The sequence below is a fragment of the Streptomyces sp. SCA2-17 genome (assembly GCF_044336695.1).
The window spans coordinates 5,432,617-5,458,478 of sequence record NZ_CP117521.1; the positions used below are offsets into that span (position 1 = coordinate 5,432,617).

A 25,862-nucleotide genomic window follows, 5' to 3' on the forward strand; every position below is an offset into this window, starting at 1 on the left:
GGTGCTCAGGCCTCCGGGATCTCGAACTTCGACGTACGGGTCAGCCCCGCCGCCCGGCCCTTGCCCGCGATGACCAGGGCCATCTTCCGGCTGGCCTCGTCGATCATCTCGTCGCCGAGCATCGCCGAGCCCTTCTTGCCGCCGGCCTCCGACGTGCACCAGTCGTACGCGTCGAGGATCAGCTCGGCGTGGTCGTACTCCTCCTGCGAGGGCGAGAAGACCTCGTTGGCCGCGTCCACCTGGCCGGGGTGCAGCACCCACTTGCCGTCGAAGCCCAGCGCCGCCGAGCGGCGCGCGATCTCCTTGTAGCCGTCGATGTTCTTGATCTGGAGGTACGGGCCGTCGATGGCCTGCACGTCGTGGGCGCGGGCCGCCATCAGGATGCGCATCAGGATGTAGTGGTAGGCGTCCGCCGGGTAGCCGGGCGGCTGCTCGCCGACGACCAGGGACCTCATGTTGATCGAGGCCATGAAGTCGGCGGGGCCGAAGATGAGCGTCTCGATGCGCGGCGACGCGGCGGCGATCTCGTCCACGTTCACCAGGCCCTTGGCGTTCTCGATCTGCGCCTCGATGCCGATGCGGCCCACCTCGAAGCCCATCGTCTTCTCGATCTGGGTGAGCAGCAGGTCGAGGGCGACGACCTGCTGCGCGTCCTGGACCTTCGGCAGCATGATGCAGTCGAGGTTGGGGCCCGCGCCCTCCACGACCGTCACGACGTCCCGGTACGTCCAGTGCGTCGTCCAGTCGTTGACGCGGACGGCGGTGGTCTTGCCGGTCCAGTCGCCGTTGTTGAGCGCGTCCACGACCAGGTGGCGGGCGCCCTCCTTGGCCAGCGGGGCGCAGGCGTCCTCCAGGTCGAGGAAGACCATGTCGGCGGGGAGCCCCTGGGCCTTCTCCAGGAAGCGCGGGTTGCTGCCGGGGACCGCGAGGCACGAGCGGCGCGGGCGCAGCGGCTTCTGGGGTGCGGGCGTGATCATGCGGGGACCTCCAGCGGGTCGAGGTGGTTCGCTTTCCGGATCTCGTCGACGATACGTCCGATGATCTCCGTGATGCCGAAATCTTTGGGAGTGAACACGGCCGCGACGCCGGCCGCCCGCAGAGCGGTGGCGTCCGCGGACGGGATGATGCCCCCGACGATGACGGGGACGTCGCCGGACCCCTCGGCGCGCATCCGCTCCAGGACGTCGGGGACGAGCTCGGCGTGCGACCCGGAGAGGATCGACAGGCCGACGCAGTGCACGTCCTCGGCGACGGCCGCCGAGACGATCTGCTCCGGGGTCAGCCGGATGCCCTGGTAGACCACTTCGAAGCCGGCGTCGCGCGCGCGGACGGCGATCTGCTCGGCGCCGTTGGAGTGGCCGTCCAGACCGGGCTTGCCGACCAGCAGGCGCAGCCGGCCGCCGCCCAGCTCCTCGGCCGTGCGGGCCGCCTTGGCGCGGACGGCGGCCAGCGGCGTGCCGGTCTCCGCGGCGACCGCGACGGGGGCGCTGCTCACGCCCGTGGGGGCGCGGAACTCCCCGAAGACGTCGCGCAGGGCCCACGACCACTCGCCGGTCGTGACGCCGGCCCGGACGCACTCCAGCGTGGCCGCCATCAGGTTGTCCGAGCCCGCCGCCGCCTTCTTCAGCGCGGACAGCGACTCCTGGGCGCGGGCCTCGTCGCGGTCGTCGCGCCAGGCGTGCAGGGAGGCTACGACCCGGGCCTCGTTGGCCGGGTCCACGGTCATGATCGCGGTGTCGAGGTCGGCGGTGAGCGGGTTGGGCTCGGTCGACTCGTAGCAGTTGACGCCGACGATCTTCTCCTCGCCGGCCTCGATCCGGGCCCGGCGCTCGGCGTGCGAGGAGACCAGCTGCGACTTCAGGTAGCCGGACTCGACGGCCGCCATCGCGCCGCCCATCTGCTGGATCCGCTCGATCTCCGCCAGGCACTCCTCGACGAGGGCACCCACCTTCGCCTCGATGACGTGCGACCCCGCGAAGATGTCGTCGTACTCCAGCAGGTCGCTCTCGTGCGCGAGGACCTGCTGGATCCGCAGGCTCCACTGCTGGTCCCAGGGCCGGGGCAGGCCCAGCGCCTCGTTCCAGGCCGGCAGCTGCACGGCGCGGGCGCGGGCGTCCTTGGAGAGGGTCACGGCCAGCATCTCCAGGACGATGCGCTGGACGTTGTTCTCCGGCTGCGCCTCGGTCAGGCCCAGGGAGTTGACCTGGACGCCGTAGCGGAAGCGGCGCTGCTTGGGGTTCCCGACGCCGTAGCGCTCGCGGGTGACCTGGTCCCAGATGCGGCCGAACGCCCGCATCTTGCACATCTCCTCGACGAAGCGGACGCCCGCGTTGACGAAGAAGGAGATGCGGGCGACCACGTCGCCGAAGCGCTCGGCCGGCACCTGGCCGGAGTCCCGCACCGCGTCCAGCACGGCGATCGCCGTGGACATCGCGTACGAGATCTCCTGGACCGGAGTGGCCCCCGCCTCCTGTAGGTGGTAGCTACAGATGTTGATCGGGTTCCACTTCGGGATGTGGTTGACCGTGTACGTGATCATGTCGGTGGTCAGCCGCAGCGACGGCCCCGGCGGGAAGACGTGCGTCCCGCGCGAGAGGTACTCCTTGACGATGTCGTTCTGCGTCGTCCCCTGGAGCTTCGTGACGTCGGCGCCCTGCTCCTCCGCGACCACCTGGTACATGGCCAGCAGCCACATGGCGGTGGCGTTGATGGTCATGGAGGTGTTCATCTGCTCCAGCGGGATGTCCTGGAACAGCCGCCGCATGTCACCGAGGTGCGCGACCGGCACGCCGACCCGGCCGACCTCGCCGCGGGCGAGGATGTGGTCGGAGTCGTAGCCGGTCTGTGTCGGCAGGTCGAACGCGACCGAGAGACCGGTCTGGCCCTTGGCGAGGTTGCGCCGGTACAGCTCGTTGGACGCCTCGGCGGTGGAGTGCCCGGCGTAAGTCCGCATGAGCCAAGGCCGGTCTTTTTGACGTTCCGTCATCGCAGTGTGCTCACTCGTTCCGGAAGCGGTTGATGGCGTCGATGTGCCGGGACCGCATCTCCTCGTCGCGGACCCCCATGCCCTCCTCGGGGGCCAGGCACAGCACGCCGACCTTGCCCTGGTGGAGGTTGCGGTGCACGTCGTACGCGGCCTGCCCGGTGTCCTCCAGGCTGTACGTCTTCGACAGCGTGGGGTGGATCTTGCCCTTGGCGATCAGGCGGTTGGCCTCCCACGCCTCGCGGTAGTTGGCGAAGTGCGAGCCCACGATCCGCTTCAGCGACATCCACAGGTAGCGGTTGTCGTACTCGTGCTTGAAGCCCGAGGTCGAGGCGCAGGTGACGACCGTGCCGCCCTTGCGCGTGACGTAGACGGACGCGCCGAACGTCTCGCGGCCCGGGTGCTCGAAGACGATGTCGACGTCCTCGCCGCCGGTCAGCTCGCGGATGCGCTTGCCGAAGCGCTTCCACTCGCGCGGGTCCTGCTCGTGCTCGTCCTTCCAGAACTTGTAGTCCTCGGCGGAGCGGTCGATGATCGCCTCGGCGCCCATCCGCCGGCAGATCTCCGCCTTCTTGTCGCTGGAGACGACACAGATCGGGTTGGCGCCGCCGGCGAGCGCGAACTGCGTGGCGTACGAGCCGAGTCCGCCGCTCGCGCCCCAGATCAGGACGTTGTCGCCCTGCTTCATGCCGGCGCCGTTGCGGGAGACGAGCTGGCGGTAGGCGGTGGAGTTGACCAGGCCCGGGGCGGCCGCCTCCTCCCAGCTCAGGTGCATCGGCTTGGGCATGAGCTGGTTGGACTTCACAAGAGCGAGCTCTGCCAGGCCGCCGAAGTTGGTCTCGAAGCCCCAGATCCGCTGCTCGGGGTCGAGCATCGTGTCGCCGTGGCCGTCGGCGGACTCCAGCTCCACGGACAGGCAGTGGGCGACGACCTCGTCGCCGGGCTTCCAGAGGTTGACGCCGGGGCCGGTGCGCAGGACGACGCCCGCGAGGTCGGAGCCGATGACGTGGTACGGCAGGTCGTGCCGCTTGGCGAGCGGGGAGAGCTTGCCGTAGCGCTCCAGGAAGCCGAAGGTGGACAGCGGCTCGAAGATCGAGGTCCAGACGGAGTTGTAGTTCACCGAGCTGGCCATGACGGCCACGAGCGCCTCGCCGGGCCCGAGTTCGGGCACCGGCACCTCCTCGACGTGCAGCGACTTGCGCGGGTCCTTCTCCCGCGTGGCGAGGCCCTCGAACATGCCCGCCTCGTCCTTGTGCACGGTCACCGCGCGGTAGGAGTCGGGGACGGTCAGGGCCGCGAAGTCCTCGGGCGTACTGTCCGGCGCGAGGATGGCGTCGAGTATCTGGTTCACGGTATTGCCTCCGGCGAAGCACGTTGGGGAACGGCTTGAGGGAACGTCGGGGGTGGTGCAAGGGAAGTGCTGAGGCGGTGCCGTCGGTTCGGCGGGTGGTGCGGGGTGGTGCGGGGCGGTGCTCTGTGCAGCTTCGACCCGGCGCCGGTGGGCGCGGTGGGAGTGCCTGTGACGCAGGCGTCCGGGCGCACAAGATGCTTGTGGGGACAGCCGGCGCACGACGGTTTCTGTCTGCGCGCCGGCCGCCCGGACACCGACAACGTATGGCACGCCGTGCCACACGACAAGACACTCGGTGCCAACAATTTCTCTCAGATGTCATCCGGAGGGCACGCATGAGCAACGAAGGCCGCCCCTCAGGGGCGGCCTTCGTCAGGATATGTCGGGTGATGTCCTACTTCTTCTTGAGCGCCTTCTCGATCGCGCGCATGACCTCGTCCAGCGGCGCGTCCGTCCGGGCCACGGTCACCAGGACCTCGCCCTCGGCCCGCGCGGTCGCCCCCGGGGTCTCCTCCTGGCGGGCGCGGCCGGCCCCGATGCCCGTGCCGAACGTCTCCCGCACGATCGCGAACGCGTGGTCGAGCTGGGTCTCCACGTCGCCCTGCCCGCCGCCGCGCAGCCAGCGCCGCAGCACGTGGTTGTGGGCGGTCACCACGGCCGACGCGGCGACCTCGGCGAGCAGCGGGTCGTCGTCGCCGACGTGGTGCGCGCCCTCGTCGAAGTGGCCGAGGAGGTAGCGGGTGAACAGCCGCTCGTAGCGGGCCACGGAGGCGATCTCGCGCTCGCGCAGGGCCGGCACCTCGCGGGTCAGGCGGTAGCGCTCGACGGACACGGCCGGGGAGGCCGCGTACATCCGCATGACCTCCTTGATGCCCCGGCAGACGGTGTCGAGGGGGTTCTCGTGCGGCGGGGCCGCGTCCAGCACGCCCGCGGCCCGTACGAGGGTGTCGTCGTGGTCGGGGAAGATGGCCTCTTCCTTGGAGCGGAAGTGGCGGAAGAAGGTGCGGCGGGCGACGCCGGCCGCCGCCGCGATCTCGTCGACGGTCGTCGCCTCGTAGCCCTTGGTCGCGAACAACTCCATCGCGGCGGTGGCGAGTTTGCGGCGCATGGTCAGGCGCTGCGCGGCGGCCCGGCGGCTGCCGGCGCTCTCGGGGCCGGTGTGCGGATCTCGGGTCTCACGGGGTGTTTCGTCGGCCGTGCGCGGAGCGCGGACGGCCTTGGCGGGCTGGGGCATGTGGGGAACGTAACACGCGTCCGTGCGGGCGCGCCGGGACGGACCGTCCCCCGGTTCGAGCAGTCCGCCCCAGCCCGCGTCGCGCTCGCGCGCCGTTCTGTCAGGCCTTCGCATACTCGCGGAAGCCGCGGCCCGTCTTGCGCCCCAGGCAGCCCGCCGCCACGAGGTGCTCCAGGAGGGGCGCGGGGGCGAGGCCCGGGTCGCGGAACTCGCGGTGCAGGACCTTCTCGATGGCCAGGGACACGTCCAGCCCCACGACGTCCAGCAGCTCGAACGGGCCCATCGGGTAGCCGCCGCCGAGCTTCATCGCCGCGTCGATGTCGTCCGGGGTCGCGTAGTGCTCCTGCACCATCTTCACGGCGTTGTTCAGGTACGGGAACAGCAGGGCGTTCACGATGAACCCGGCGCGGTCGCCGCAGTCCACGGCGTGCTTGCGCACCTTCGTGCAGACCGCGCGGACGGTGGCGTGCGCGTCGTCCGCGGTGAGGACCGTACGGACGACCTCCACGAGCTTCATCGCCGGCGCCGGGTTGAAGAAGTGCATCCCGATGACGTCCTGCGGGCGCGAGGTGGCGCGGGCCAGGGCGACGACCGGCAGCGAGGACGTGGTCGTGGCCAGCACCGCGCCCGGCCGGCAGACCTTGTCGAGCGTGCCGAACAGCTGCTGCTTGACGGCCAGGTCCTCCGCGACCGCCTCGACGGCGAGGTCGACGTCGGCGAACGCGTCCAGCGAGCCCGTCGGCGTGAGCGCCGCCAGGGCCGCCTCCCGCTCGGCGGCCGTCAGGCGGCCCTTCTCCACCGAGCGCGCGAGGGACTTGGCCACCCGCGCCTTGGCGGCCTCGGCCTTCTCCTGCGTGCGCGCCGCGAGCACCACGCGGTAGCCGGCCTTGGCGAAGACCTCGGCGATGCCGCTCGCCATCGTGCCCGACCCGGCCACGCCGACCGCGCGCACCTCGCGCGGCCCGGCCGCGGCCCCGCCCCCGGCGGCGCCGGGCGTCAGCGCGTCTCGCACGACCACGGCCGAGTCCGGGCCGTCGTAGGTGTAGAAGCCGCGGCCCGCCTTGCGGCCGGTCAGGCCCGCCTCCGCGAGCTGGCCGAGGATGGGGGCGGGCGCGTGCAGCCGGTCGCGGGAGGCCGCGTACATGGCCTCCAGGACCGTACGCGCGGTGTCGACGCCGATCAGGTCCAGCAGGGCGAGCGGGCCCATCGGCAGGCCGCAGCCCAGGCGCATCGCCGCGTCGATGTCCTCGCGCGTCGCGTAGCGCGACTCGTACATCGCGGCCGCCTGGTTGAGGTAGCCGAACAGCAGGCCGTCGGCGACGAAGCCGGGCCGGTCGCCGACCGCGACGGGCTCCTTGCCCAGCTCGCGGGCGAGCGCGGTGACGGCCGAGACGGCGGCGGGCGCGGTCAGCACCGACGAGACGACCTCCACCAGCTTCATCGCCGGCGCGGGGTTGAAGAAGTGCAGCCCCAGGACGCGCTCGGGGCGGGCCGAGTCGGCGGCCAGCCGCGTCACCGACAGGGCGTTGGTGCCCGTCGCCAGGATCGCCGCGGGGCGCACGATCGCGTCCAGCGCGGTGAACACCTCGTGCTTGAGGGCGTAGTCCTCGGGCACGACCTCGATCACGAGGTCGACGCCGGCCGCCGCCCGCAGGTCCGTGGACGTGCGGAAGCGGGCGAGCGCGGCCCGCCGCTCGTCCTCGGTGATGCGCTCACGGCGCACCGCGCGGGCGGTGGCGGTCTCCAGCGCCCGGACGGCGTGCGCGGCCGCGGCCTCCGAGACGTCGATGCCGACGACGTCGCGGCCGGCCAGGACCAGCACTTCGGCGATCCCGGCGCCCATGGTGCCGAGGCCCACGACGGCGACGGTCCGCAAGGGGGCGGGAGAGGGGAGGGAGGTCGGCGGAGGGGTGGACGTACGGTCCATCGCGAGACTCCAGAGGGAGGTCCCCGTGCGCGCGGGGTCGCGCGGGGATGCGTCGGTCGGATGCGTTTCCGGGTACGGGTAAGGGGCGACCGCGGAAAGGGGAGTTGTGCGACCGGCAGGCCCTGTCCCGGGGCCGTGCCGTACTCGACGGGCCGAACCGACGAACCGACGTCGAAGCGAGCGGGCGGCTGCGTCACCAGGCCGCCCGAGCGGGGGTGCCGCTCTTGCCGGGAGATTAACTCACGGGTAACCAAGAGCGCCAGGGGGCGGACGTGCGACCTACTATGTGGCGCAGGCCACTCGGGGAGGAGAAACGGGCAGTGACAGGAGCCGAGAGGGCAGAAGAGGAATTCCGTGCGCTGGTGAAGCGGGTGCGGGCCGAGCTGGCCACGTCCGCGGAGTTCGCCGGCTTCGAGCGGCTGCTCGCGCTCGTCCGCTCCCGCGACGGCGGCCCGCCCGCCCGGCGCGCGCGCCGGGACGAGCTCGCCGGCATCCTGGTCGCCCCCGAACAGCCGCTGTGGGCCCGTGAGATCGCCGCCTTCGTCCTGGGGGCGGAGGGCGACCGGCGGGCCTTCGAGACGCTCATACTGCTCCTGAACTACCGCGAACCGGTGCGCTGCGCCACCGCCGCGTTCGTCCTCGCCCGCCTGGGCGACCCCCGCACCGCCCGCGCGGCCGCGGCCCTCGCCACCAACCCGCTGCGCACCGCCTACGCCCTCCACCCCGTCCGCCTGCTGACCGAGCTCCGCGCCCCCGAGTCCGTCCCCGCCCTCCTCGCCACGCTCGAACGGCTGCTGGCGGCCCGCGACCACTGCTGGCCGATCGCCCGCGCCTGCGTCGAGGGCCTGGGCGCCCTGGGCGACCGCCGCGCCGAGGACGCCCTGGTCGCCGCCCGCGAACACGACCGGCTGCGGGCCGCGGCCCACGAGGCCCTGGCCCGGCTCGGATGACCGGCGGGGCCCGCGGCCCTACAGCAGGGTCAGCTGGGTCCCCTGGGGCGGTTCGGGGGGAGGTGGCGCAGGGACGTTGCGGTGGGCGCCGGGAGGCGTGGGGCCTATGCCGAACTCCGTCGCGTATTCGTGGACTTGGCGGGTGATGCGCCGCTGGTACCACTTGGGGGCGTACGCGCCGTCCCCGTACATCGTCTCGTAGCGGCGTACGAGGTGCGGGTGGTGGCGGGCCAGCCAGGCCATGAACCACTCGCGGGCGCCGGGGCGCAGGTGGAGGGCGAGCGGGGTGACCGAGGTCGCGCCGGAGGCGGCGACGGCGCGGACCGTGGCGCGCAGCTGTGCGGGGGAGTCGCCGAGGAAGGGGATGACCGGGGCCATCAGCACGCCGCAGGCGATGCCGTGGGCGGTGAGCGTCCGGACGGCGTCCAGCCGCCGTTCCGGCGAGGGGGTGCCGGGTTCGACCGTGCGCCACAGCTCGCGGTCGAGGAAGCCGGCCGAGACCGACACCCCGACGTCGGTGACGGCCGCGGCCTCGCGCAGCAGCTCCAGGTCGCGCAGGATCAGCGTGCCCTTGGTGAGGATCGAGAAGGGGTTCGCGCGGTCGCGCAGCGCCGCGATGATGCCGGGCATCAGGCGGTAGCGGCCCTCGGCGCGCTGGTAGCAGTCGACGTTGGTGCCCATGGCGATGTGCTCGCCGCGCCAGCGCGGGGCGGCCAGCTCGCGGCGGAGCGCCTCCGGGGCGTTGACCTTGACGACGATCTGGGAGTCGAAGCCGAGGCCGGTGTCCAGGTCGAGGTAGCTGTGGGTCTTGCGGGCGAAGCAGTACACGCACGCGTGCGTGCAGCCGCGGTAGGGGTTCACGGTCCACTCGAAGGGCATCCGGGAAGCTCCCGGCACCCGGTTGACGACCGATTTCGCCCGGACCTCGTGGAAGGTGATCCCCCGGAACTCCGGGGTGTCCAGGGTGCGCGTCACCACGTCGGTGCCGAAGAGCGCGCCCGTGGCGGCGCCGGCGGCGTCTCCGTCGCCCAGGCCGGACCAGCGCATGGCGGTCCTCCTTCCCATCGATGCCGAGTCGTTCCGACTCGCTCCGTGCTGTTCGTGCGTTCGACCCCTCCCTTTCGAGATTAGAACACATGTTCGCGTCGAGTGAGGGGGTCCGGATTTGGGCGGGTGTGGCGTTGGTGGTTGGCTGTGCGCGAAGCACGTAGCAGTAGCAGTCGAAGCACATAGCAGTTCGGTACGACGTCCGGAGGACAAGCCATGGGCCAGGTCGAGGCCACCACGGAGCGGATCATCGCGGCGGACCCCGAGGAGGTGTTCGACGCGCTGGCGGACTACACCGGCACCCGGGCCAAGCTGCTGCCCGAGCACTTCAGCGAGTACGAGGTGCGCGAGGGCGGGGACGGCGAGGGCACCCTGGTGCACTGGAAGCTCCAGGCCACCAGCAAGCGCGTCCGCGACTGCCTGCTGGAGGTCACCGAGCCCACCACCGGGCAGCTGGTCGAGAAGGACCGCAACTCCTCCATGGTCACCACCTGGACCGTCACCCCGGCCGGCGAAGGCAAGGCCAAGGCCGTCGTCAGCACCGTGTGGAACGGCGCCGGCGGCATCGGCGGCTTCTTCGAGCGCACCTTCGCCCCCAAGGGCCTCGGCCGCATCTACGACGCGGTGCTCGCCAAGCTGGCCGCGGAGGTCGAGAAGTAGCCCGGCGCAGCCCGCGCGCAGCCGCGCCACCAACGGTGGAAGCCCGGACCGGTCGCGGTCCGGGCTTCACCGTTTCGGGTGGTTTCCCCGGCGCCGCACCGGGCCGCCGTATGCCTCCGACCGGCGCAAAAGCCCCACGGATGGCCTCTCGGGTCAATCCCCTCGGTTGCCCGCCGTTGTCGCGAAATGCGAGAAAAGGGCGGCGATAGCAGGCGTTACGAGGGGAGCGGTACGTGGGCGGGACCACCTTGGTACAGAGCGACGGGCCGGCGCTCGCCCTGCCCGCACCCGACCTCGTCCCCGCGTTCGGGGCGCCCCCCGAACCCCCCGCCGGCCGGGGGAGGTTGCGCGTCGTCCTCGCCGGACTGCTCCTCGCGCTGCTCCTCGCCGCGCTCGACCAGACCGTCGTCGTCACCGCCCTGCCCACCATCGCCGGCGAACTGCACGGCCTCGGCCGGACGCCCTGGGTGATCACCGCCTACCTGCTCGGCTCCGCCGCCGCCCTGCCCGTGTGCGGCAGGCTCGGCGAGACCACCGGCCGCAAGGGCGTCTTCGCCTTCGCCCTCGTCCTCCTCGCCGCCGCCTCCGCCCTCGCCGCCCGCGCGCACACCATGGACCAGCTCGTCGCCTTCCGCGCCCTGCAAGGGATCGGCGGCGGCGGGGTGCTGGCCGGCGTCCACGCGATCATCGCCGACCTCGTCCCCGCCCGCCGGCGCGCCCGCCATCTCGGCGCGGCCGCCGCCGTGTTCGGGCTCGCCACCGTCGCCGGGCCCCCGCTCGGCGGCCTCCTCACCGACCACGCCTCCTGGCGCTGGTGCTTCGACCTCAACGTCCCCCTCGGCGCGCTCGCCCTCCTCGCCGCCGCCTTCGGACTGCGGCTCCCCGGGCCCGCGCGCCGCGCCCGCTTCGACGTCCTCGGCGCGCTGCTGCTCACGGCCTTCTCGGCCTGCCTCGTCCTGCTGGCCGCCCGGGCCGGGACCGCCCACCCCTGGCACTCCCGCGTCACCCTCGGGCTCGCCGCGGCCGCGCTCGGCACCGCGCTGCTCCTCGTCGTCGCCGAGAACCTCGCGGCCGAACCCCTCCTTCCGCCCCGGCTGTTGCGCAACCCGGTCTTCGTCGCCTGCGCCGTCCTCGGCGCGGCCACCGGAGCCGCCCTCTTCGGCGCCGTCGGCTATCTGCCCACCTTCCTGCAGACGGCCGACGGCGCGGGCGCCGTCCGTGCGGGGCTGCTCGTGCTGCCCCTGACGGCCGGCGCCGTCCTCGGCTCCCTCATCAGCGGACAGCTCGCCCGCCGCACGGGCCGCTGCCGGCTCTTCGCGGTCGCGGGGTGTGCGGCGGCCGCCGCCGGAGCGTTCCTGCTCTCCCGGCTCGGCACCGGCACCACGTGGCCCGCGTACACGCTGTGGACCGCGCTCCTCGGCACCGGCGCCGGGCTCGCCGTGCCGGCCGCCGTCCGGGCCGCGCAGCGCTCCGTCCCCGCGGCGGACCGGGCCGCCGCCGGCGGGGCCGCCACGTACTTCCGGCAGCTCGGCGGCGCGGTCGGGGCGGGCGCCCTCGGCAGCCTGTTCGCCCGCCGCCTCGCCGACGGCGGGGCCGTCAGCCCGCTCACCCCGCGGGTGCTCCGCGACCTGCCCCCCGAGCTCCGCAGCGGCTACGTACGGGCGTACGCGCACGCCCTGCCGCCGGTCTTCCTGTACCTCGTACCCGTCCTCGTCCTGGGCCTTTTACTCGCCTTCCTGCTGAAGGAGAAACCGCCGGTGTCCCAAAACCTCGCAGAAGCCCCCGTCATCCCCTCGGCGCGGACCGCCCCGCCGGAGGAGGAGCCGCCCTTCGTCCCCGGCATCCCCGTCACCGGGGTCGTCCAGCACCACGACGGCACGACCGTTCCGCGCGCCGCCCTCACCCTGATCGACAGCGGGGGCCGGCAGGTGGGGCGCGGCGCGACCGGCGAGGACGGGCGGTACGCGCTCAGCACGCCCGGCACCGGCTCCTACGTGCTCATCGCGGCGGCCGGCGGCCACCAGCCGCAGGCCGTCACCGTCACCGTCGGCGAGCGGCCCGTCGAGCTCGACGTCGTCCTCGGCGGCGCCGGGCGGCTCGCCGGGACCGTGCTCACCGCGGACGGGTCGCCCGTGCGGGACGCTCTGGTCACGCTGACCAACGTGCACGGCGAAGTCGTCGCCTCCACACGGACCGGGCGGGACGGCGGCTACGACATCGGCGAGCTCATCGCCGGGGAGTACACGCTCGCCGGCAGCGCGCCCGTCTTCCGGCCGGCCGCGCTTCCGGTCACTGTCCAGTCCTGCCGCGAGACCCGCCAGGACATCGAGCTGGCCGGCGGCGCGGTGCTGCGCGGCGTGGTCCGCGCGGGGGGCGGCCGGCTGGTCGAGGACGCGCGCGTCACGCTGCTGGACGCCGCGGGCAACGTCGTCGACACGGCGACGACCGGGTCCGACGGGGCGTTCCGCTTCGTCGACCTGTCGGCCGGGGAGTACACGGTCATCGCCGCGGGGTACCCGCCGGTGGCCACGGTCCTCCAGGTCGCGGGCGGAGGCCGCACGGAACGCGACCTCCAACTGGGCCACGCGGACTAGCCGTCCGGCTGGGTCCGGGGACTCCTCTTCCGCCGCGACGGCGCGATTCCGCCGGGCCCTCGCCGTGGTGGCGTGTCGCCGCTGCGGCGGGAGGATTTTCCCGGCTCCGCCGGGGGGCTTTCCGGCTTCGCCGGGAGCGCGCACCCGGCCCTGTGCCGGGCCGGGCATCCCCTTCCGCCGCGGCGGTGCTCGGCCACGACGACGAGGGTCCGGCGGAATCGGTGGCGGCCGTTCTCGATTCCGCCGGACCCTCGGAGTCGTGGCGTATCGCCGTTGCGGCGGGGGAGTTTTCCGGCTTCGCCGGGGAGAGGGAGCGTTCCTGGCTCCGCCGGCCCGTGGCGCCGGGCAACCCCTTCCGCCGCCTCGTTGATCGGCCACGATGGTGAGGGTCCGGCGGAATTGGTGGCGGCGGAAGAGATGTCCCCGCTACGGCGACGGCCACTCCGCGTACCTGCGGTTGCCGTAGAGGAGGGGGCCCTGGGCGGCTCCCGGGTGGGGGGTTGCGCGGACTATTTCGCCGATGATGACCGTGTGGTCGCCCGCAGGGTCCAGGCGGTGGACGCGGCATTCCGCCGTCGCGTGCGCGTCCTCCGGGAGCAGGGGCAGGCCCGTGGCCGGGGACCGCACCCAGGGGACGGCCGAGAAGCGGCCGGCCCCCCGGTGGGCGAAGGCCTCCGCCGCACGGCGCCCCGCCCCGTGCAGGAGGTTGACGGCGAACCAGCCCCGCTCGGCGAGCACCGGCAGCGTGCTGCCCGTGTTCGAGGCGCACACCAGCAGCAGCGGCGGGTCGAGGGACACCCCGCACCACGCGGTGCAGGCGAAGCCGTACGGCGTGCCGAGGCCGTCGTGCGTGGTGACCACGGCCACCCCGCCGGGGTGCGAGGCCATCAGGGCGCGGTAGCTGTCGGGGTCGACGGGGGAGAGCGCGGTGGTCATGGCGGGGTCCTCATCGGTTCGTGGTGCGGTTGCCGAGGGCCGTGGTGACGCCGATGCTGCCCAGGCACAGCACCGTGATCACCGCGGCGAAGACGCCGGCCGCCGTCATGAGCGTGCCGTTCGCCAGCAGCACGGCGACGCCGACGACCGGCACGGTCAGGCCCAGGTACGCGGCGACGAAGAAGCCGGAGACCAGTTCGGAGACGCGGTCGGGCGACGCCTGGGCCGTCACCAGTGCCAGGCCGGACTTGAAGGACGTGCCCGCGCCCGCGCCGCCCAGCAGGGAGCCGCACAGGAAGACGGGCAGGGAGGCGGCCGACAGGCCGGTGAGGATGAGGGCGAGCCCGAGCGGGACGGCGGTCATGCCCACGATCAGGCCGGTGCGGGGCGCGAGCCGCACCGCGAGGAGCTGGGCGGCCCCCGCCGAGCCGAAGGCGCTGAACGCCACGAGGCCGACGGCGAGGTGGCTGTGGTTGTGCAGCCCCTGCACGAGGAAGTTGCCGGCGAGCGCGGCCAGCAGGCCCAGCAGGGAGAAGGACGCGAAGACCGCGGCCGCCGCGGCGGTGAACGGGCCCCGCACGGCCGGCGGCACGCCGATCCGCTGCGGGCGGATGCCGCCCCCGCGCGCGGCGACCCGCTCGGGCAGCGCCCACACGGCCAGGCCGGGCAGCAGCAGCCCGATCAGGACGGCGTACGGCAGCACGGTCGGCGCGGGCGCGTACTGCACGAGCACGCCCGACAGGAGCGCCCCGCAGCCGAGCCCGGCCATGTTGGTGACGGAGGCGATCAGGGCGGCGCGCGGCGGCGACGGGTGCAGCTCTCTCAGGTACGCGGTGGCCGCGCCGGTCGTCAGTCCCACCGAGACTCCGGAGAGCAGCCGCCCGGCGAACAGCCCCGGGAGGGAGGGGAAGGCGATGAAGACGACGCTGCTCGCCACGGCCACGGCCAGCGCCGGGACGAGCGTGGCCCGCCGCCCGATGTTGTCCGACAGGCCGCCGAAGAGCAGCAGGGCGGCCAGGATGCCCACCGCGTAGGCGGCGAAGACGAGGGCGACGACGGGCGGGGACAGGTGCAGCCGCTGGGCGTAGAGGGCGTAGACGGGCGTCGGGACGGTGCCGCCGGTCATCACGGCGAACAGCACGAACGTCACGGCGGGGACGGCGGCGCGCGGGACGCCCGGGGTGGCGGGGACCCCGGCCCCCGCCACCCCGGCACGCCGCTGCGTGTGGGCCCTCACCAGTCGAAGGCGGTCGCGTCGTACAGGTTGACGCCGAGCGCGGCCTTGCCGAGGTATTCCAGGCACTCCTCCGGCTTGGCGGGCATCACCGAGGCGAAGGACGCCTCGCGCAGCAGCCGCTCCAGCGGCAGGGACCGGCTCACGGCCGCCGAGCCGCAGATGCGGACGGCGTCCTGCGCGAGCGCGGGCCCGGCCTCGCCGACGACGTACTTCGCGGCGTGCACCGCGGCGTTGGCCTCGGCGCTGCCCCGGCCCGCGTCGACGCGCGCCCCGGCCTCGGCGACGAGGGCCCGCGCCGCGGCCAGCCGCGCGGACATCCGGCCCAGCTCGCGCTGGAGCACCGGCGAGCCGGCCCGCTGGGGCGACGCGGCCACGTGGTCGGTGGTGAAGCGCAGGATCGCCTCGGCGATGCCCAGGTACGCGCCCGTGTACCCGGCGATCATCCAGTGCGGCTCGCGCACCAGCTTGTACAGGGACATGCCCTCGACGCCGAGGAAGAGCCGCGAGCGCGGCACCGTCACCGCGTCGAGGACCATGCCCGCCGTGCTCGTGCCGTACATCGCGGACAGGCTGTGCACCTCCCCGAAGCTCACCCCGGGGTCGTCCGCGGCGACGACGAAGTGCGAGACCTCGCCGCTGCCCTCGGTGCCCTCGGCGCGGGCGGCGACCACGTAGTAGTCGGCGACGCCCGCCAGCGAGACGAACGACTTCTCGCCGGTGATCACGTAGCCGCCGTCGCCGGTGCGCCGGTAGGACGTGCGCACGCCGCGCAGCTTCGCGCCGCTGCCCGCCTCGGAGGTGGCGGAGGCGAACAGCTTCCGCCCGCCCACCACCTCCTCGAACAGCCAGGACCGGAAGGCCTCCGCCGCGGGCGGCAGGGGCGTGCCGGCGGACTCGCACAGCGACCCGATGGCGACGTTGTGCATGTTGAAGCCGAGGGCGGCGGCGCCGTTGTGGGCACCGAGCGCGGCCAGCACCCGCGAGTAGGCGGCGAAGCCGAGCCCCGCCCCGCCCGCCTCACGCGGGACGAGCAGGCCCAGCAGGCCCGCCTCGCGCAGGATCCGGTACGTCTCGTGGCCGGTGGAACGGCCCGCGTCCACGTCGGCCGCGTGGGGGGCGAGGGCCGCCCCCGTCTCCTCGGCGAGCGCGAGGATTTCGTCGAATTCGGCGGGCAGCAGCCCGGTGGGCAAGGACAGGGCCATGAGGGGCCTTTCGGAAATCGGGTTCCCGGCGGAAACCGTTTTTCGGGCGCGGGAATCAGTTCTCGACGGGGAGCCCGAATTCACGGGCGACACCGATGCGCAGCAGGTCGTTGGGGCCTGCATACGTCAGGGCCGCCATCGGGCTGTGCAGATCGGCGGGGAGCTCGGAATCGGCGATGAAGGCCCGTACGCCGGACAGCGCGGTGGCGTGTTCCGTCAGCCGGACGTAGTCCTCGGAGACCGAGATCTTGGTGAGGGCGGCCTCCGCCGACAGCCGCCGCGGGGGCGTGCCCGCGTCCAGCCGCGCCGCCATGCCGTACAGCAGCGTGCGGGAGCGGTGCAGGACGAGCGCCATGTCACTGATCCGGGAGGCCACTTGGTGGCTGGCCCCCATGCGGCGGCCGAAGTGGCCGCGCTCGGTCGCCCAGTCCGTCAGGCGCCGCAGGGTGCGGCGCATGGGACCGAGGGCGTAGCCCAGCAGCAGGGCCCGCTCCCACGTGGTGGTGGAGGTCAGGAGCGCGAGCCCCGAGCCCTCCCCGCCGACGAGGCTGCCGGCGGGCAGCCGCACGCCGTCGAAGACCAGCTCGCCCATCGGGACGCCGGGCAGCGCGGTCTTGGCGAAGGCGTCGGCGCGGGTGACGCCCGGGGTGCCGACGGGGAACAGGAACGCGGACAGGGAGAACGGTGAACGCCCCTCGCCGGTGCGGGCGAAGACGAGCGCGAGGTCGGCCACCGGGGCCGCCGTGATGAACGTCTTGGCGCCGTCCAGCACATAGCCGTCGCCGTCGCGGTCGCCGTCGCGCCGGGCCCGGGTGTCCATCGACAGCGGGTCGCTGCCGCCCTTGCGCTCGGTGAGCGCGTGGCACAGCAGTTCCCCGCCGTCCTGGATGCGGGCCACGGACTGCCACGCCTCGGCGGGGAGCGCCGCGCGCAGCGGGTACTCCATGCCGAACACCTGGGAGGCCATGGCGTAGACGACGCCCGGGTCGGCGCCGGCCAGGCCGATGCCCTCGATCATGGCGAGCGAGCGGGTGACGGCCCCGGGGCCGGTGCCGGCCTGCGGCCCGGGAGGGCCGAGACGCAGCACCCCCAGCCCGGCCAGGGCCTCCCACTGGTCGCGGAAGCCCTTGCCGGCGAGCTGCTCCACCAGGGGCAGGGCCCGGTCGCGGTACTCGTCCACGACGGCCTCCGCCTCGGCGGGCCCTGAGCGCAGCAAACGGTCTACAGCACTCACAGCGCCGCCCCCGCCCGGATGTTCTCCAGCACGCCCCACAGCGCCTGCGGGCTGCGGAAGTTGGCCGCCACGATCTCCGTGTCCGGCAGCACGATGCCGGCCTCGGAGTCGAGCGCGGCGACGATCTGCATGATGGCCAGCGAGTCCAGGAGACCCTGTTCGAGCAGCGGGGTGTCGGGGCTCAGCTGCTGCGGCTCCTCGCCGCGGCCCCAGGTGATCTTGCTGCTGATCAGGGTGCACAGGTCCTCTACGGTGTTCACTACGGTTCCCTCCGTTGGTGTGCTGCTCTTGTGGGGCGTGGTGGCCGGTGGTCAGTCGGTGCGGCCGGCGAGCGCGCGGCGGTCGACCTTGCCGCGGGCGTTGACGGGCAGGGCGGCCGTGGGCACGACGCGGTCGGGCAGCATGCGCAGCGGCAGGAGCCCGCGCAGCCCGGCGAGGATCTCCTCACCGGCCGCCGCACCGCCGTCGCTCTGGACGTACGCCCAGAACTCACCGTGGTGCGGGCCGTCCTTGGCGACGACCGCGGCGGCCGCGACGTGCGGCAGGGACAGCACGGCGCTCTCGACGTCGAGCAGGTCGATGCGGTGGCCGCGCCGCTTGACCTGCGAGTCGCCGCGGCCGCGCAGGAAGACGCGCCCGTCGGCGGTGATGCGGCCGATGTCGCCGGTGGCGTAGGCGCGGCGGGCGACGCCGTCGCGGAAGCGCACCGTGCGGGTCGGGTCGGTCAGGGCCCCGTCCTGGAGGTAGCCCTGGAAGACCGTGGCGCCGGCGACGTGGATCTCGCCCGTGCCGTCGGTGGGCAGGCCGTCCTCGCCGAGGACGTCGACGACGTCGCCCTCGATCGCCCTGCCGATGGTGGTCTCCTGGTCCGCGGTCCAGTCGGCGGGCACCCGGCTGTACGTGCAGACGTTGGTCTCGGTCGGCCCGTAGAGGTTGTAGAGGGGCACGTCGCCGAGGAGGCGCAGGTAGCGCTCCAGGGGGCGCGGGGCGAAGGGCTCGCCGGCGAAGGCCGCCACCCGCAGCGAGGGCGGGAAGTCCTCGGCGATGCCGCCCCGTTCGAGCATGCCCTGGTAGAGGGAGGGCACGGCGTAGAAGGCGGTGATGCGATGCTCGTGGAGCCAGCCGACGACGTCGCGCGGGAAGGAGCGCAGGACGTCCGGCATGAGGACGGCGCAGGCGCCCGCGGCGGCCGTGCTGAACAGGTCGAAGGTCGTGAGGTCGAAGGTGAGGGCGGCCTGCGAGCCCACCCGGTCCGCCTCGGTCAGGGCGAGCTCGGCGGCGGCCCACAGCGCGAAGTGGGCGACGTTGGCGTGGGAGAGGAGCACTCCCTTGGGGCGGCCGGTGGAGCCGGAGGTGAAGAGGACGTAGCCGCCGCGGTCGGTGGGCGCGGGCAGCGGGGCGGGCTTCTGCGCGGCCGGGAGCGTACGCACCCAGTTCAGGCCGTGGTCCAGGACGCCCTCGGCCGGCTCCGGGCCCGCGCCCGCCTCCTCGGCGGCGCGCCGGCAGCCGGCGAGGGAGCGGTCGGAGGCGAGCAGCAGGGACAGCCCGGCGCCGCGCACCATGTGGGCCGTGCGGACGGGCGGGTCCGCGACGTCGAGCGGGGCCGTGACCGCTCCGGCGCGCAGCGCGGCGTAGATGCCGAGGACGGCCTCGGGGCCCTTGGGGGCGAGGACGCCCACGCGGTCACCGGGCTCCAGGCCCGCCGCGGCGAGCTGCCCGGCCAGCTCGCTGACGGCGCGGTCGAGTTCGGCGTAGGTCCAGGTGCGGCCCTGGGCGGTGAGGGCGGGCCGGCCGGGGTGCCGGCGGGCGGCCGCGGCGAGCAGGCCGTCCAGGCGGACGTCGTCGGTGTCGCTCATGGGCGGGCCTCCTGGCGCGAGGGCTGCTGTGCGGGGTCTGCGGGGAGCTGCGGTACGGGATCCGCGGAGGGGTGCTGTACGGCGGAGTCCGCGGACCCGGTGGCGCGGCTCGTGAGGAACGTCGCGACGGCGTCGACGACGTCGTCGGTGCGTTCGAGGTGCGGGGTGTGGCCGCAGCCGGCGAGCTCCAGGCGCTGCACGGGCCCGCCGAGGCCGCGCTCGGCCGCGTCGAGGTGGGCCATGGTGCCGTACGGGTCGCTGTCGCCCTGGACGAGGAGCACGGGGGCGGTGGCGCCGGACAGGTCGCCCTCGATGTCCCAGTTGCGGAACTCCTCGGAGAGCCACAGGCCGCTCCAGCGGCGGAACACGGTGTGCGGGTCCTGGTGGTAGAAGGCCAGTTCCTTGGCGAGCGGCCCGGATTCGTGGGCGCGGCGGGCGTCGGCGACGCCGCGGAGCGTCTGCTCCTCGGCGAAGAGGTGCGGGGCGATGGCGACGACGGCTTCGACGGGGCGGGCGGCGGCGTGCAGCAGGGCGATCGAGGCCCCTTCGCTGTGGCCGACGAGCACAGGGCGGTCGATGCCCAGCCGGCCGAGCAGCTCGGGGAGGACCTCGTGGGCCTCCTCGTGCAGGGAGCGCGGCGTGCGCTCCTGGGGCGCCGGGCCCGAACTCCCGTGGCCGTGCCGGGAGAAGACCAGGGTGCGGCGGCCGGTGGCCGCCGCCAGGCGGGCCGGGAAGCGCCGCCACATGGCGATGCAGCCGAGGCCTTCGTGGAGGAGGACGAGCGGGGCCGCTTCGGGACTGCCTTCGAGGACCGTGTATTCGACAGGCCCTCGGGATAGCGCGACGGTGGGCATGCGGAGTCCTTGGTGTGAGGGCCGGTTGCCGGGAAACTCTTGACGGGAGTGCGTCGGCCGACGCCGGGAACCGATAATTGCCGACGCCAATGTCGGCGTCAACTGCCTTTTTATTTGACATAGTTGACTCAACCATCCGGTGGCCCGTGGTAGAATGCGGGAATTCTTGGAATGTGTAATTCCCCCAGTCGCCGGTGGCGGTTTACCTCTATCCCGCCCGGGCGCCTTCCGGGGGGTTCCGCGGGGAGTCTCCGGGGGTGTCCGCGCGCTCTCCGCGGCGTGCCGAACGCCTGATCGACAGCCGTTCGGCGGCCGGTCCCGTACGCCGAACGGCCGCCCCCGGCCGCGGCCCGCCGCAGAGACTGCTGCGAGCACCCGTGCGGCCGCCTCTCACCTGCGGTAGGACTGATGCATGGTGAAGATCCTGATCTCCGCGGACATGGAGGGCGTCACCGGCGTCACCTGCCCGGCCGATGTGCTGCCCGGCGCCTCGCAGTGGGAGAGATGCCGCCGCCTGTTCACCTCCGACGTGAACGCGGCGATCGCCGGGTTCTTCGACGGGGGCGCCGACGAGGTCCTCGTCAATGAGGCGCACTGGGGCATGCGCAATCTGCTGCTGGAGGAGCTGGACGAACGGGCGCAGATGCTCACCGGCAAGCACAAGAGCCTGAGCATGGTCGAAGGAGTGCAGCACGGCGATGTCGACGGCGTCGCCTTCGTGGGCTATCACACGGGCGCCGGCACCCCGGGCGTGCTGGCCCATACCTACCTCGCCAACACCATCACCGGCGTGTGGGTGGGCGGCGCGCGGGCGAGCGAGGGGTTGCTCAACTCCCTGGTCGTCGCCGAATACGGTGTTCCGGTGGTGCTGGTGACGGGCGACGACCTGACCTGCGCGGACGCCAAGGGGTATGCGCCGCGCGCCCGTTCGGTGGCCGTCAAGGACTGCGTGTCGCGGTACGCGGCCGTCTGCCGCCCGCCCGCGCGCACCGCCGCGGACATTCAGGCGGCGGCGAAGGAGGCGGCGGCGCTGGCCGTGCGGTACGAGCCCGCCCGCGGCGCCGGCCCGTTCACCGTCGACATCGAGTTCGACGCGGACCACCTGGCCGGCGCGGCGACGGTGGTCCCGGGCGTCGTGCCGAGCGGCGAGCGGCGGGTCTCGTACACCACGTCGACCATGTACGACGGCATCCGCTGCTTCAAGGCGGTCACGACCGTCGTGTCGGCCGCGGTGGAGGAGCAATATGGCTGAGATCGCGGCGGAAGGGGCCGGGGCCGGGGTGGACGAGCGCGCGCTCGACGAAGTGGTGCGCTTCACCTCGGACCTGATCCGGCTCGACACCACCAACCGGGGCGGTGGCGACTGCCGGGAGCGGCCCGCCGCCGAGTACGTCGCCGAGGCGCTGAGCGAGGCGGGCGCCGAGCCGTTGGTGCTGGAGAAGGAGCGCGGCCGGACGAACGTCGTCGCCCGCATCTCCGGTACCGATCCGGGCGCTCCCGCGCTGCTGGTCCACGGCCACCTCGACGTCGTCCCCGCCGACCCGGGGGAGTGGAGCGTCCACCCCTTCTCGGGCGAGGTGCGCGACGGCGTGGTGTGGGGCCGCGGCGCGGTCGACATGAAGAACACCGACGCGATGGTCCTGTCGGTCGTCCGGGCCTGGGCGCGCACGGGCGTCCGGCCCCCGCGGGACGTCGTGCTCGCCTTCACCGCCGACGAGGAGGACCGTGCCTGGACGGGCGCCGGCTTCCTCGCCGAGAAGTACCCGCAGCTGTTCGAGGGCTGCCGGTACGCGATCGGTGAGTCGGGCGCGTACACCTTCCACGCGGACGGCGGGCTGCGGCTGTATCCGGTGGCGGCGGGGGAGCGGGGCACGGCCTGGCTCCGGCTCACCGCGCGCGGCCGGGCGGGCCACGGCTCCAAGCCCAATGAGGCGAACGCCGTCACCCGGCTGGCCGAGGCTCTCGCCCGGATCGGCCGGCACCGCTGGCCGGTGCGGATGTCGCCGGTCGTCCGCGCCGCCTTGGTCGAGATCGCCGCCCTGTACGGCATCGAGGCCGACCCCGGGGCCCCGGACTTCGACGTCGACGCGCTGCTCGCCGAGCTCGGGCCGGCGTCGCGGCTCATCGGCTCGACGGTCCGCAACAGCTCCAACCCGACGATGCTGGACGCCGGCTACAAGGTCAACGTGATTCCCGGGACGGCCGTGGGGCACGTGGACGGGCGCGTCGTGCCGGGCGGCGAGGAGGAGTTCCGCACGACCATGGACGAGCTCACGGGGCCGGACGTGGAGTGGGAGTACTACCAGCGCGGGAAGGCGCTGCAGGCCCCGCTCGGCACCGAGCTGTTCGCCCGGATGCGGGAGGCGGTCGAGCGGTTCGACCCCGGGGGGCACGTGGTGCCGTTCTGCATGTCCGGCGGCACCGACGCCAACCAGTTCTCGCGCCTGGGCATCGAGTGCTACGGCTTCGCGCCCCTGAAGCTGCCCGAGGACATCGACTACCAGGCGCTGTTCCACGGCGTCGACGAACGGGTTCCCGTGGAGGCGCTGCACTTCGGGGTCCGGGTGCTCGACCACTTTTTGATGAGCACGGCTTGATGAGCACGGCTTGATGAGCACAGCTTGACGGGCACGGCCTGATGAGCCCTTACGCATACGAATCTGATGGACCCTTACGAGGAGGCGTAGCAGATCATGGTGTCCACGGTGCCTTACGGAGCCTGGCAGTCCCCGGTCGGCGCGGAGCTCGCCGCGTCGCACGGCGGCGGCCCGGACTTCGTGGGCATGGCCGGTGACGAGCTGTGGTGGGTGAGCCCGCGCCCGGCGGAGGAGGGCCGCTTCACGCTGGTGCGGCGGCGGGCCGGCGGCCCGGAGGAGACGGTGCTGCCCGCTCCGTGGAACGTGCGCAACCGCGTGATGGAGTACGGCGGTCTGCCCTGGGCGGCCGCGGCGCGGGAGGCGGGCGGCCCGCTGGTGGTCTTCACGCACTTCGGCGACCAGCGGCTCTACGCGTTCGAGCCCGACGCCCCGGCGGGGAGCGCGCGGCGCGAGCCACGGCCGCTGACGCCGGTCTCGTCCGTGGGCGGGGGGCTGCGCTGGGCCGATCCCGTGCTGCTGCCGGACCGGGGCGAGGTGTGGTGCGTCCTGGAGGAGTTCACGGGCGCGGGCCCGTGCGACGTGCGCCGGTTGCTCGTGGCCGTGCCGCTGGACGGCTCCGCGGCGCGGGACCGCGGGGTGGTCCGGGAGCTGACGGACGGCCGGAGCCGCTTCGTCACCGGGCCGCGGCTCTCGCCGGACGGGCGGCAGGCGGCCTGGATCGCCTGGGACCACCCCCGGATGCCGTGGGAGGGCACGGAGCTGAAGGTCGCCCCCGTCTCGGCGGACGGGCGGCTGCCCGGCGCCCGGACCGTCCTGGGCGGGCCGGCGGAGTCCGTCGCGCAGGCGGAATGGGCCGCCGACGGCTCGCTGCTCGCGGCGAGCGACCGCTCCGGCTGGTGGAACCTGTACCGCGTCGACCCGGCGACGGGGGAGAGCACGGCGCTGTGCCGCCGCGAAGAGGAGTTCGCCGGTCCGCTGTGGCGCGTGGGGCAGCGCTGGTTCGCGCCCCTGCCCGGCGGGCTGATCGCCACCGTCCACGGCCGGGGCGCCGCGGTCCTCGGCATCCTGGACCCGGCGAGCGGCGAGATCGCCGACGTCGCCGGGCCGTGGACCGAGTGGGCGCCGACCCTGGCGGTGACCGGGACCCGCGCGGTGGGCGTCGCGGCGAGCCCGCGCAGCACGTACGAGGTCGTCGAGCTCGACGTCTGCACGGGCCGGGCCCGGGCCGTCGGCGCCCGGCACGCCGACCGCGTGGACCCCGCGCACTACCCGGAGCCGCTGGTGCGCACGTTCGCGGGGCCCGGCGGGCGCGAGGTGCACGCCAACCTCTACCCGCCGCGCAACCCCGGCCACGTCGCCCCGGAGGGCGAGCTGCCGCCGTACGTGGTGATGGCGCACGGCGGCCCGACCGCCCGGTCGCCGCTCGTGCTGGACCTGGTGACGGTCTTCTTCACCTCGCGCGGCATCGGCGTCGCCGAGGTGAACTACGGCGGTTCGACGGGCTACGGGCGCGCCTACCGCGAGCGGCTGCGCGGGCAGTGGGGCGTGGTGGACGTCGAGGACTGCGCGGCGGTGGCCGCGGCGCTGGCCGCCGAGGGCCTCGCCGACCCGGCCCGGATCGCGGTCCGCGGCGGCAGCGCGGGCGGCTGGACGGCCGTGGCCTCGCTCGCCGCCACGTCCCTCTACGCCTGCGGCACGGTCCTCTACCCGGTGCTGGACCTGGAGACCTGGACGGCGGAGGACGGCACGCACGACTTCGAGTCGCGCTACCTGGACTGGCTGATCGGGCCGCGGGACGAGGTGCCCGGGCTGTACGCCGAGCGCTCGCCGCTGCGCCGGGCGGACCGGATCGCCACGCCGTTCCTGCTGTTGCAGGGGCTGTCCGACCCTGTCTGCCCGGCCGCGCAGAGCGAGCGGCTGCTGGCGGCGATGGCCGGCCGCGGAGTGCCGCACACGTACATCGCCTTCGAGGGCGAGGGCCACGGCTTCCGCCGGGTCGGGACGATCGTGCGGGCGCTGGAGGCGGAGCTCTCCCTGTACGCGCAGACCTTCGGGGTGACCGCGCCGGGCGTGCCGGCCCTGGAGCTCGTGACGACCTGACGTCAAGCCAGTTCCCGTCTCGCCAGGGGGCGGTCGCCGGTCAGCCGGGGGCCGCCCCCCTATAGGCAAGAGCGTGAGGTTAGCCTAACCTAAGCCTTGCTGTGCGCCCCCCGCGCGCGGAGCGGCAGGGGCGCCCCCGCCGCGGGCGGTGATCCCGGCCGGGCAGGGCGTGTAAGGTAAGGCTTACCTTAGTTTGGAACCGGAATCGGGGGAACAGCCGTGCAGCAGTCAGAACTCTCCGGCCGCGTCGCGCTGGTCACCGGCGCCGGCCAGGGCATAGGCGAGGCCGTGACCCGCGCCCTCGTCGCCAGGGGAGCGCGCGTCGCGGCCCTGGACTGGACCCCGGACGGCATCAAGGACCTGGAGGCCGAGTTCGGTCGCGACAAGGTGACCGCCCACACCGCCGACGTCGCCGACAGCACCGCCGTCGAAGCCGTCGTCGAGGAGGTCGAGAACACCGTCGGCCCGCTCGGCATCCTCGTCAACGTCGCCGGCGTGCTGCGCACCTCGCCCGTCGTCGACATCACCGACGACGTCTGGCACCGCACCTTCGCCGTGAACTCCACCGGCGTCTTCAACGCCTCGCGCGCCGTCGCCCGCCGGATGACCGAGCGCCGCTCCGGCTGCATCGTCACCGTCGGCTCCAACGCCGCGGGCGTGCCGCGCACCAGCATGGCCGCGTACGCCGCCTCCAAGGCCGCCGCCACCATGTTCACCAAGTGCCTCGGCCTGGAGCTGGGCCGCAGCGGCATCCGCTGCAACGTCGTCTCGCCCGGCTCCACCGACACCGCCATGCAGCGCGGGCTGTGGGCCGACGAGCAGGCGCCCCAGCGCGTCATCGACGGCGACCCCGGCTCGTACCGCGTCGGCATCCCCCTCGGCCGGATCGCCGAACCCGCCGACATCGCCGACGCGGTCGCCTTCCTCGTCTCCGACCGCGCGCGGCACATCACGATGCACGACCTGTACGTCGACGGGGGCGCGACGCTGCGCGCCTGACGGCGCGTCGGGCCGCCTTTCCGGCCCGCGCCCGGCGGGCCTCCACCCGGGCGGGGCGCCCGCCGGCACGCAGGTACCACCGCCGTACCCAGGGCCGGGCA

General features: G+C 73.8%; 20 protein-coding genes. 7 read left to right on the forward strand and 13 right to left on the reverse strand.

The features are described 5' to 3' along the window. Positions 1–5: 5 nt before the first annotated feature. The 5 genes from PS271_RS24480 to PS271_RS24500 form a co-directional block, all read right to left on the reverse strand. The gene (locus PS271_RS24480) at positions 6–977 is read right to left on the reverse strand and encodes an HpcH/HpaI aldolase/citrate lyase family protein (protein WP_398384649.1); all 972 of its coding nucleotides are present in this window, start codon (positions 975–977) and stop codon (positions 6–8) included. Further along, entirely contained in the window at positions 974–2,986 is a 2,013-nt protein-coding gene (locus tag PS271_RS24485) for a protein meaA (protein ID WP_398384651.1), read from the reverse strand. Before PS271_RS24485 ends, PS271_RS24480 begins: the two co-directional genes overlap by 4 nt. Positions 2,987–2,996: 10 nt before the next feature. Beyond that, positions 2,997–4,334, reverse strand: a complete 1,338-nt coding sequence (gene ccrA / locus PS271_RS24490; protein ID WP_398384653.1) for a crotonyl-CoA carboxylase/reductase — start codon at positions 4,332–4,334, stop codon at positions 2,997–2,999. Between the two features lie 394 nt (positions 4,335–4,728). After that, a complete protein-coding gene (locus tag PS271_RS24495; RefSeq protein ID WP_398384655.1) occupies positions 4,729–5,568 on the reverse strand; it encodes a TetR family transcriptional regulator in 840 nt (279 codons plus the stop codon). 100 nt (positions 5,569–5,668) lie between these two features. After that, a complete protein-coding gene (locus tag PS271_RS24500) occupies positions 5,669–7,495 on the reverse strand; it encodes a 3-hydroxyacyl-CoA dehydrogenase family protein (protein ID WP_398384657.1) in 1,827 nt (608 codons plus the stop codon). Between the two features lie 320 nt (positions 7,496–7,815). Between PS271_RS24500 and PS271_RS24505 the strand changes: the two genes are divergently transcribed. Continuing rightward, positions 7,816–8,445 (forward strand): HEAT repeat domain-containing protein, encoded by a 630-nt coding sequence (locus tag PS271_RS24505; RefSeq protein ID WP_398384659.1) that lies wholly within the window; start codon positions 7,816–7,818, stop codon positions 8,443–8,445. Between the two features lie 18 nt (positions 8,446–8,463). On the opposite strand, the gene PS271_RS24510 is transcribed toward PS271_RS24505, so the two are convergent. Further along, positions 8,464–9,492 (reverse strand): Rv2578c family radical SAM protein, encoded by a 1,029-nt coding sequence (locus tag PS271_RS24510; protein ID WP_398384661.1) that lies wholly within the window; start codon positions 9,490–9,492, stop codon positions 8,464–8,466. Positions 9,493–9,708: 216 nt separating this feature from the next. Between PS271_RS24510 and PS271_RS24515 the strand changes: the two genes are divergently transcribed. Both PS271_RS24515 and PS271_RS24520 read left to right on the forward strand, forming a co-directional pair. After that, a complete protein-coding gene (locus tag PS271_RS24515) occupies positions 9,709–10,152 on the forward strand; it encodes an SRPBCC family protein (RefSeq protein ID WP_235483807.1) in 444 nt (147 codons plus the stop codon). A 233-nt stretch (positions 10,153–10,385) separates the two neighbouring features. Next, entirely contained in the window at positions 10,386–12,746 is a 2,361-nt protein-coding gene (locus PS271_RS24520) for an MFS transporter (RefSeq protein ID WP_398384663.1), read from the forward strand. Positions 12,747–13,172: 426 nt separating this feature from the next. Here the strand turns inward: PS271_RS24520 and PS271_RS24525 are convergent, their stop codons facing one another. From PS271_RS24525 to PS271_RS24555, 7 genes are read right to left on the reverse strand one after another with little or no spacing between them, the layout of a single operon-like run. Further along, a complete protein-coding gene (locus PS271_RS24525; protein ID WP_398384665.1) occupies positions 13,173–13,682 on the reverse strand; it encodes a flavin reductase family protein in 510 nt (169 codons plus the stop codon). 10 nt (positions 13,683–13,692) lie between these two features. Further along, positions 13,693–14,919: an MFS transporter gene (locus tag PS271_RS24530; RefSeq protein ID WP_398384667.1), complete on the reverse strand. Its 1,227-nt coding sequence runs from the start codon at positions 14,917–14,919 to the stop codon at positions 13,693–13,695. Further along, a complete protein-coding gene (locus tag PS271_RS24535; protein ID WP_398384669.1) occupies positions 14,916–16,121 on the reverse strand; it encodes an acyl-CoA dehydrogenase family protein in 1,206 nt (401 codons plus the stop codon). Before PS271_RS24535 ends, PS271_RS24530 begins: the two co-directional genes overlap by 4 nt. A gap of 55 nt (positions 16,122–16,176) precedes the next feature. Beyond that, positions 16,177–17,355, reverse strand: coding sequence for an acyl-CoA dehydrogenase family protein (locus tag PS271_RS24540; RefSeq protein WP_398384671.1), 1,179 nt, complete (start codon positions 17,353–17,355; stop codon positions 16,177–16,179). Next, on the reverse strand, positions 17,352–17,615 hold the full coding sequence (locus tag PS271_RS24545; protein WP_158673744.1) for an acyl carrier protein: 264 nt from the start codon (positions 17,613–17,615) through the stop codon (positions 17,352–17,354). The genes PS271_RS24540 and PS271_RS24545 overlap by 4 nt, the downstream gene beginning before the upstream one ends. Positions 17,616–17,666: 51 nt before the next feature. Continuing rightward, the gene (locus PS271_RS24550; protein WP_398384673.1) at positions 17,667–19,211 is read right to left on the reverse strand and encodes an AMP-binding protein; all 1,545 of its coding nucleotides are present in this window, start codon (positions 19,209–19,211) and stop codon (positions 17,667–17,669) included. Beyond that, positions 19,208–20,065, reverse strand: coding sequence for an alpha/beta fold hydrolase (locus PS271_RS24555; RefSeq protein WP_398384674.1), 858 nt, complete (start codon positions 20,063–20,065; stop codon positions 19,208–19,210). The genes PS271_RS24550 and PS271_RS24555 overlap by 4 nt, the downstream gene beginning before the upstream one ends. Positions 20,066–20,480: 415 nt before the next feature. Here PS271_RS24555 and PS271_RS24560 point away from each other — a divergent pair, with 415 nt between their 5' ends. The 4 genes from PS271_RS24560 (at position 20,481) to PS271_RS24575 (ending at position 25,761) form a co-directional block, all read left to right on the forward strand. After that, a complete protein-coding gene (locus tag PS271_RS24560; RefSeq protein ID WP_398387043.1) occupies positions 20,481–21,317 on the forward strand; it encodes a M55 family metallopeptidase in 837 nt (278 codons plus the stop codon). After that, a complete protein-coding gene (locus PS271_RS24565) occupies positions 21,310–22,662 on the forward strand; it encodes a M20/M25/M40 family metallo-hydrolase (protein ID WP_398384676.1) in 1,353 nt (450 codons plus the stop codon). Before PS271_RS24560 ends, PS271_RS24565 begins: the two co-directional genes overlap by 8 nt. Before the next feature lie 96 nt (positions 22,663–22,758). After that, positions 22,759–24,762, forward strand: a complete 2,004-nt coding sequence (locus PS271_RS24570; protein WP_398384678.1) for a prolyl oligopeptidase family serine peptidase — start codon at positions 22,759–22,761, stop codon at positions 24,760–24,762. 219 nt (positions 24,763–24,981) lie between these two features. Continuing rightward, complete coding sequence (locus PS271_RS24575; RefSeq protein ID WP_398384679.1) at positions 24,982–25,761, forward strand: 2,3-dihydro-2,3-dihydroxybenzoate dehydrogenase; 780 nt, start codon at positions 24,982–24,984, stop codon at positions 25,759–25,761. The last annotated feature ends 101 nt before the right edge of the window (positions 25,762–25,862 follow it).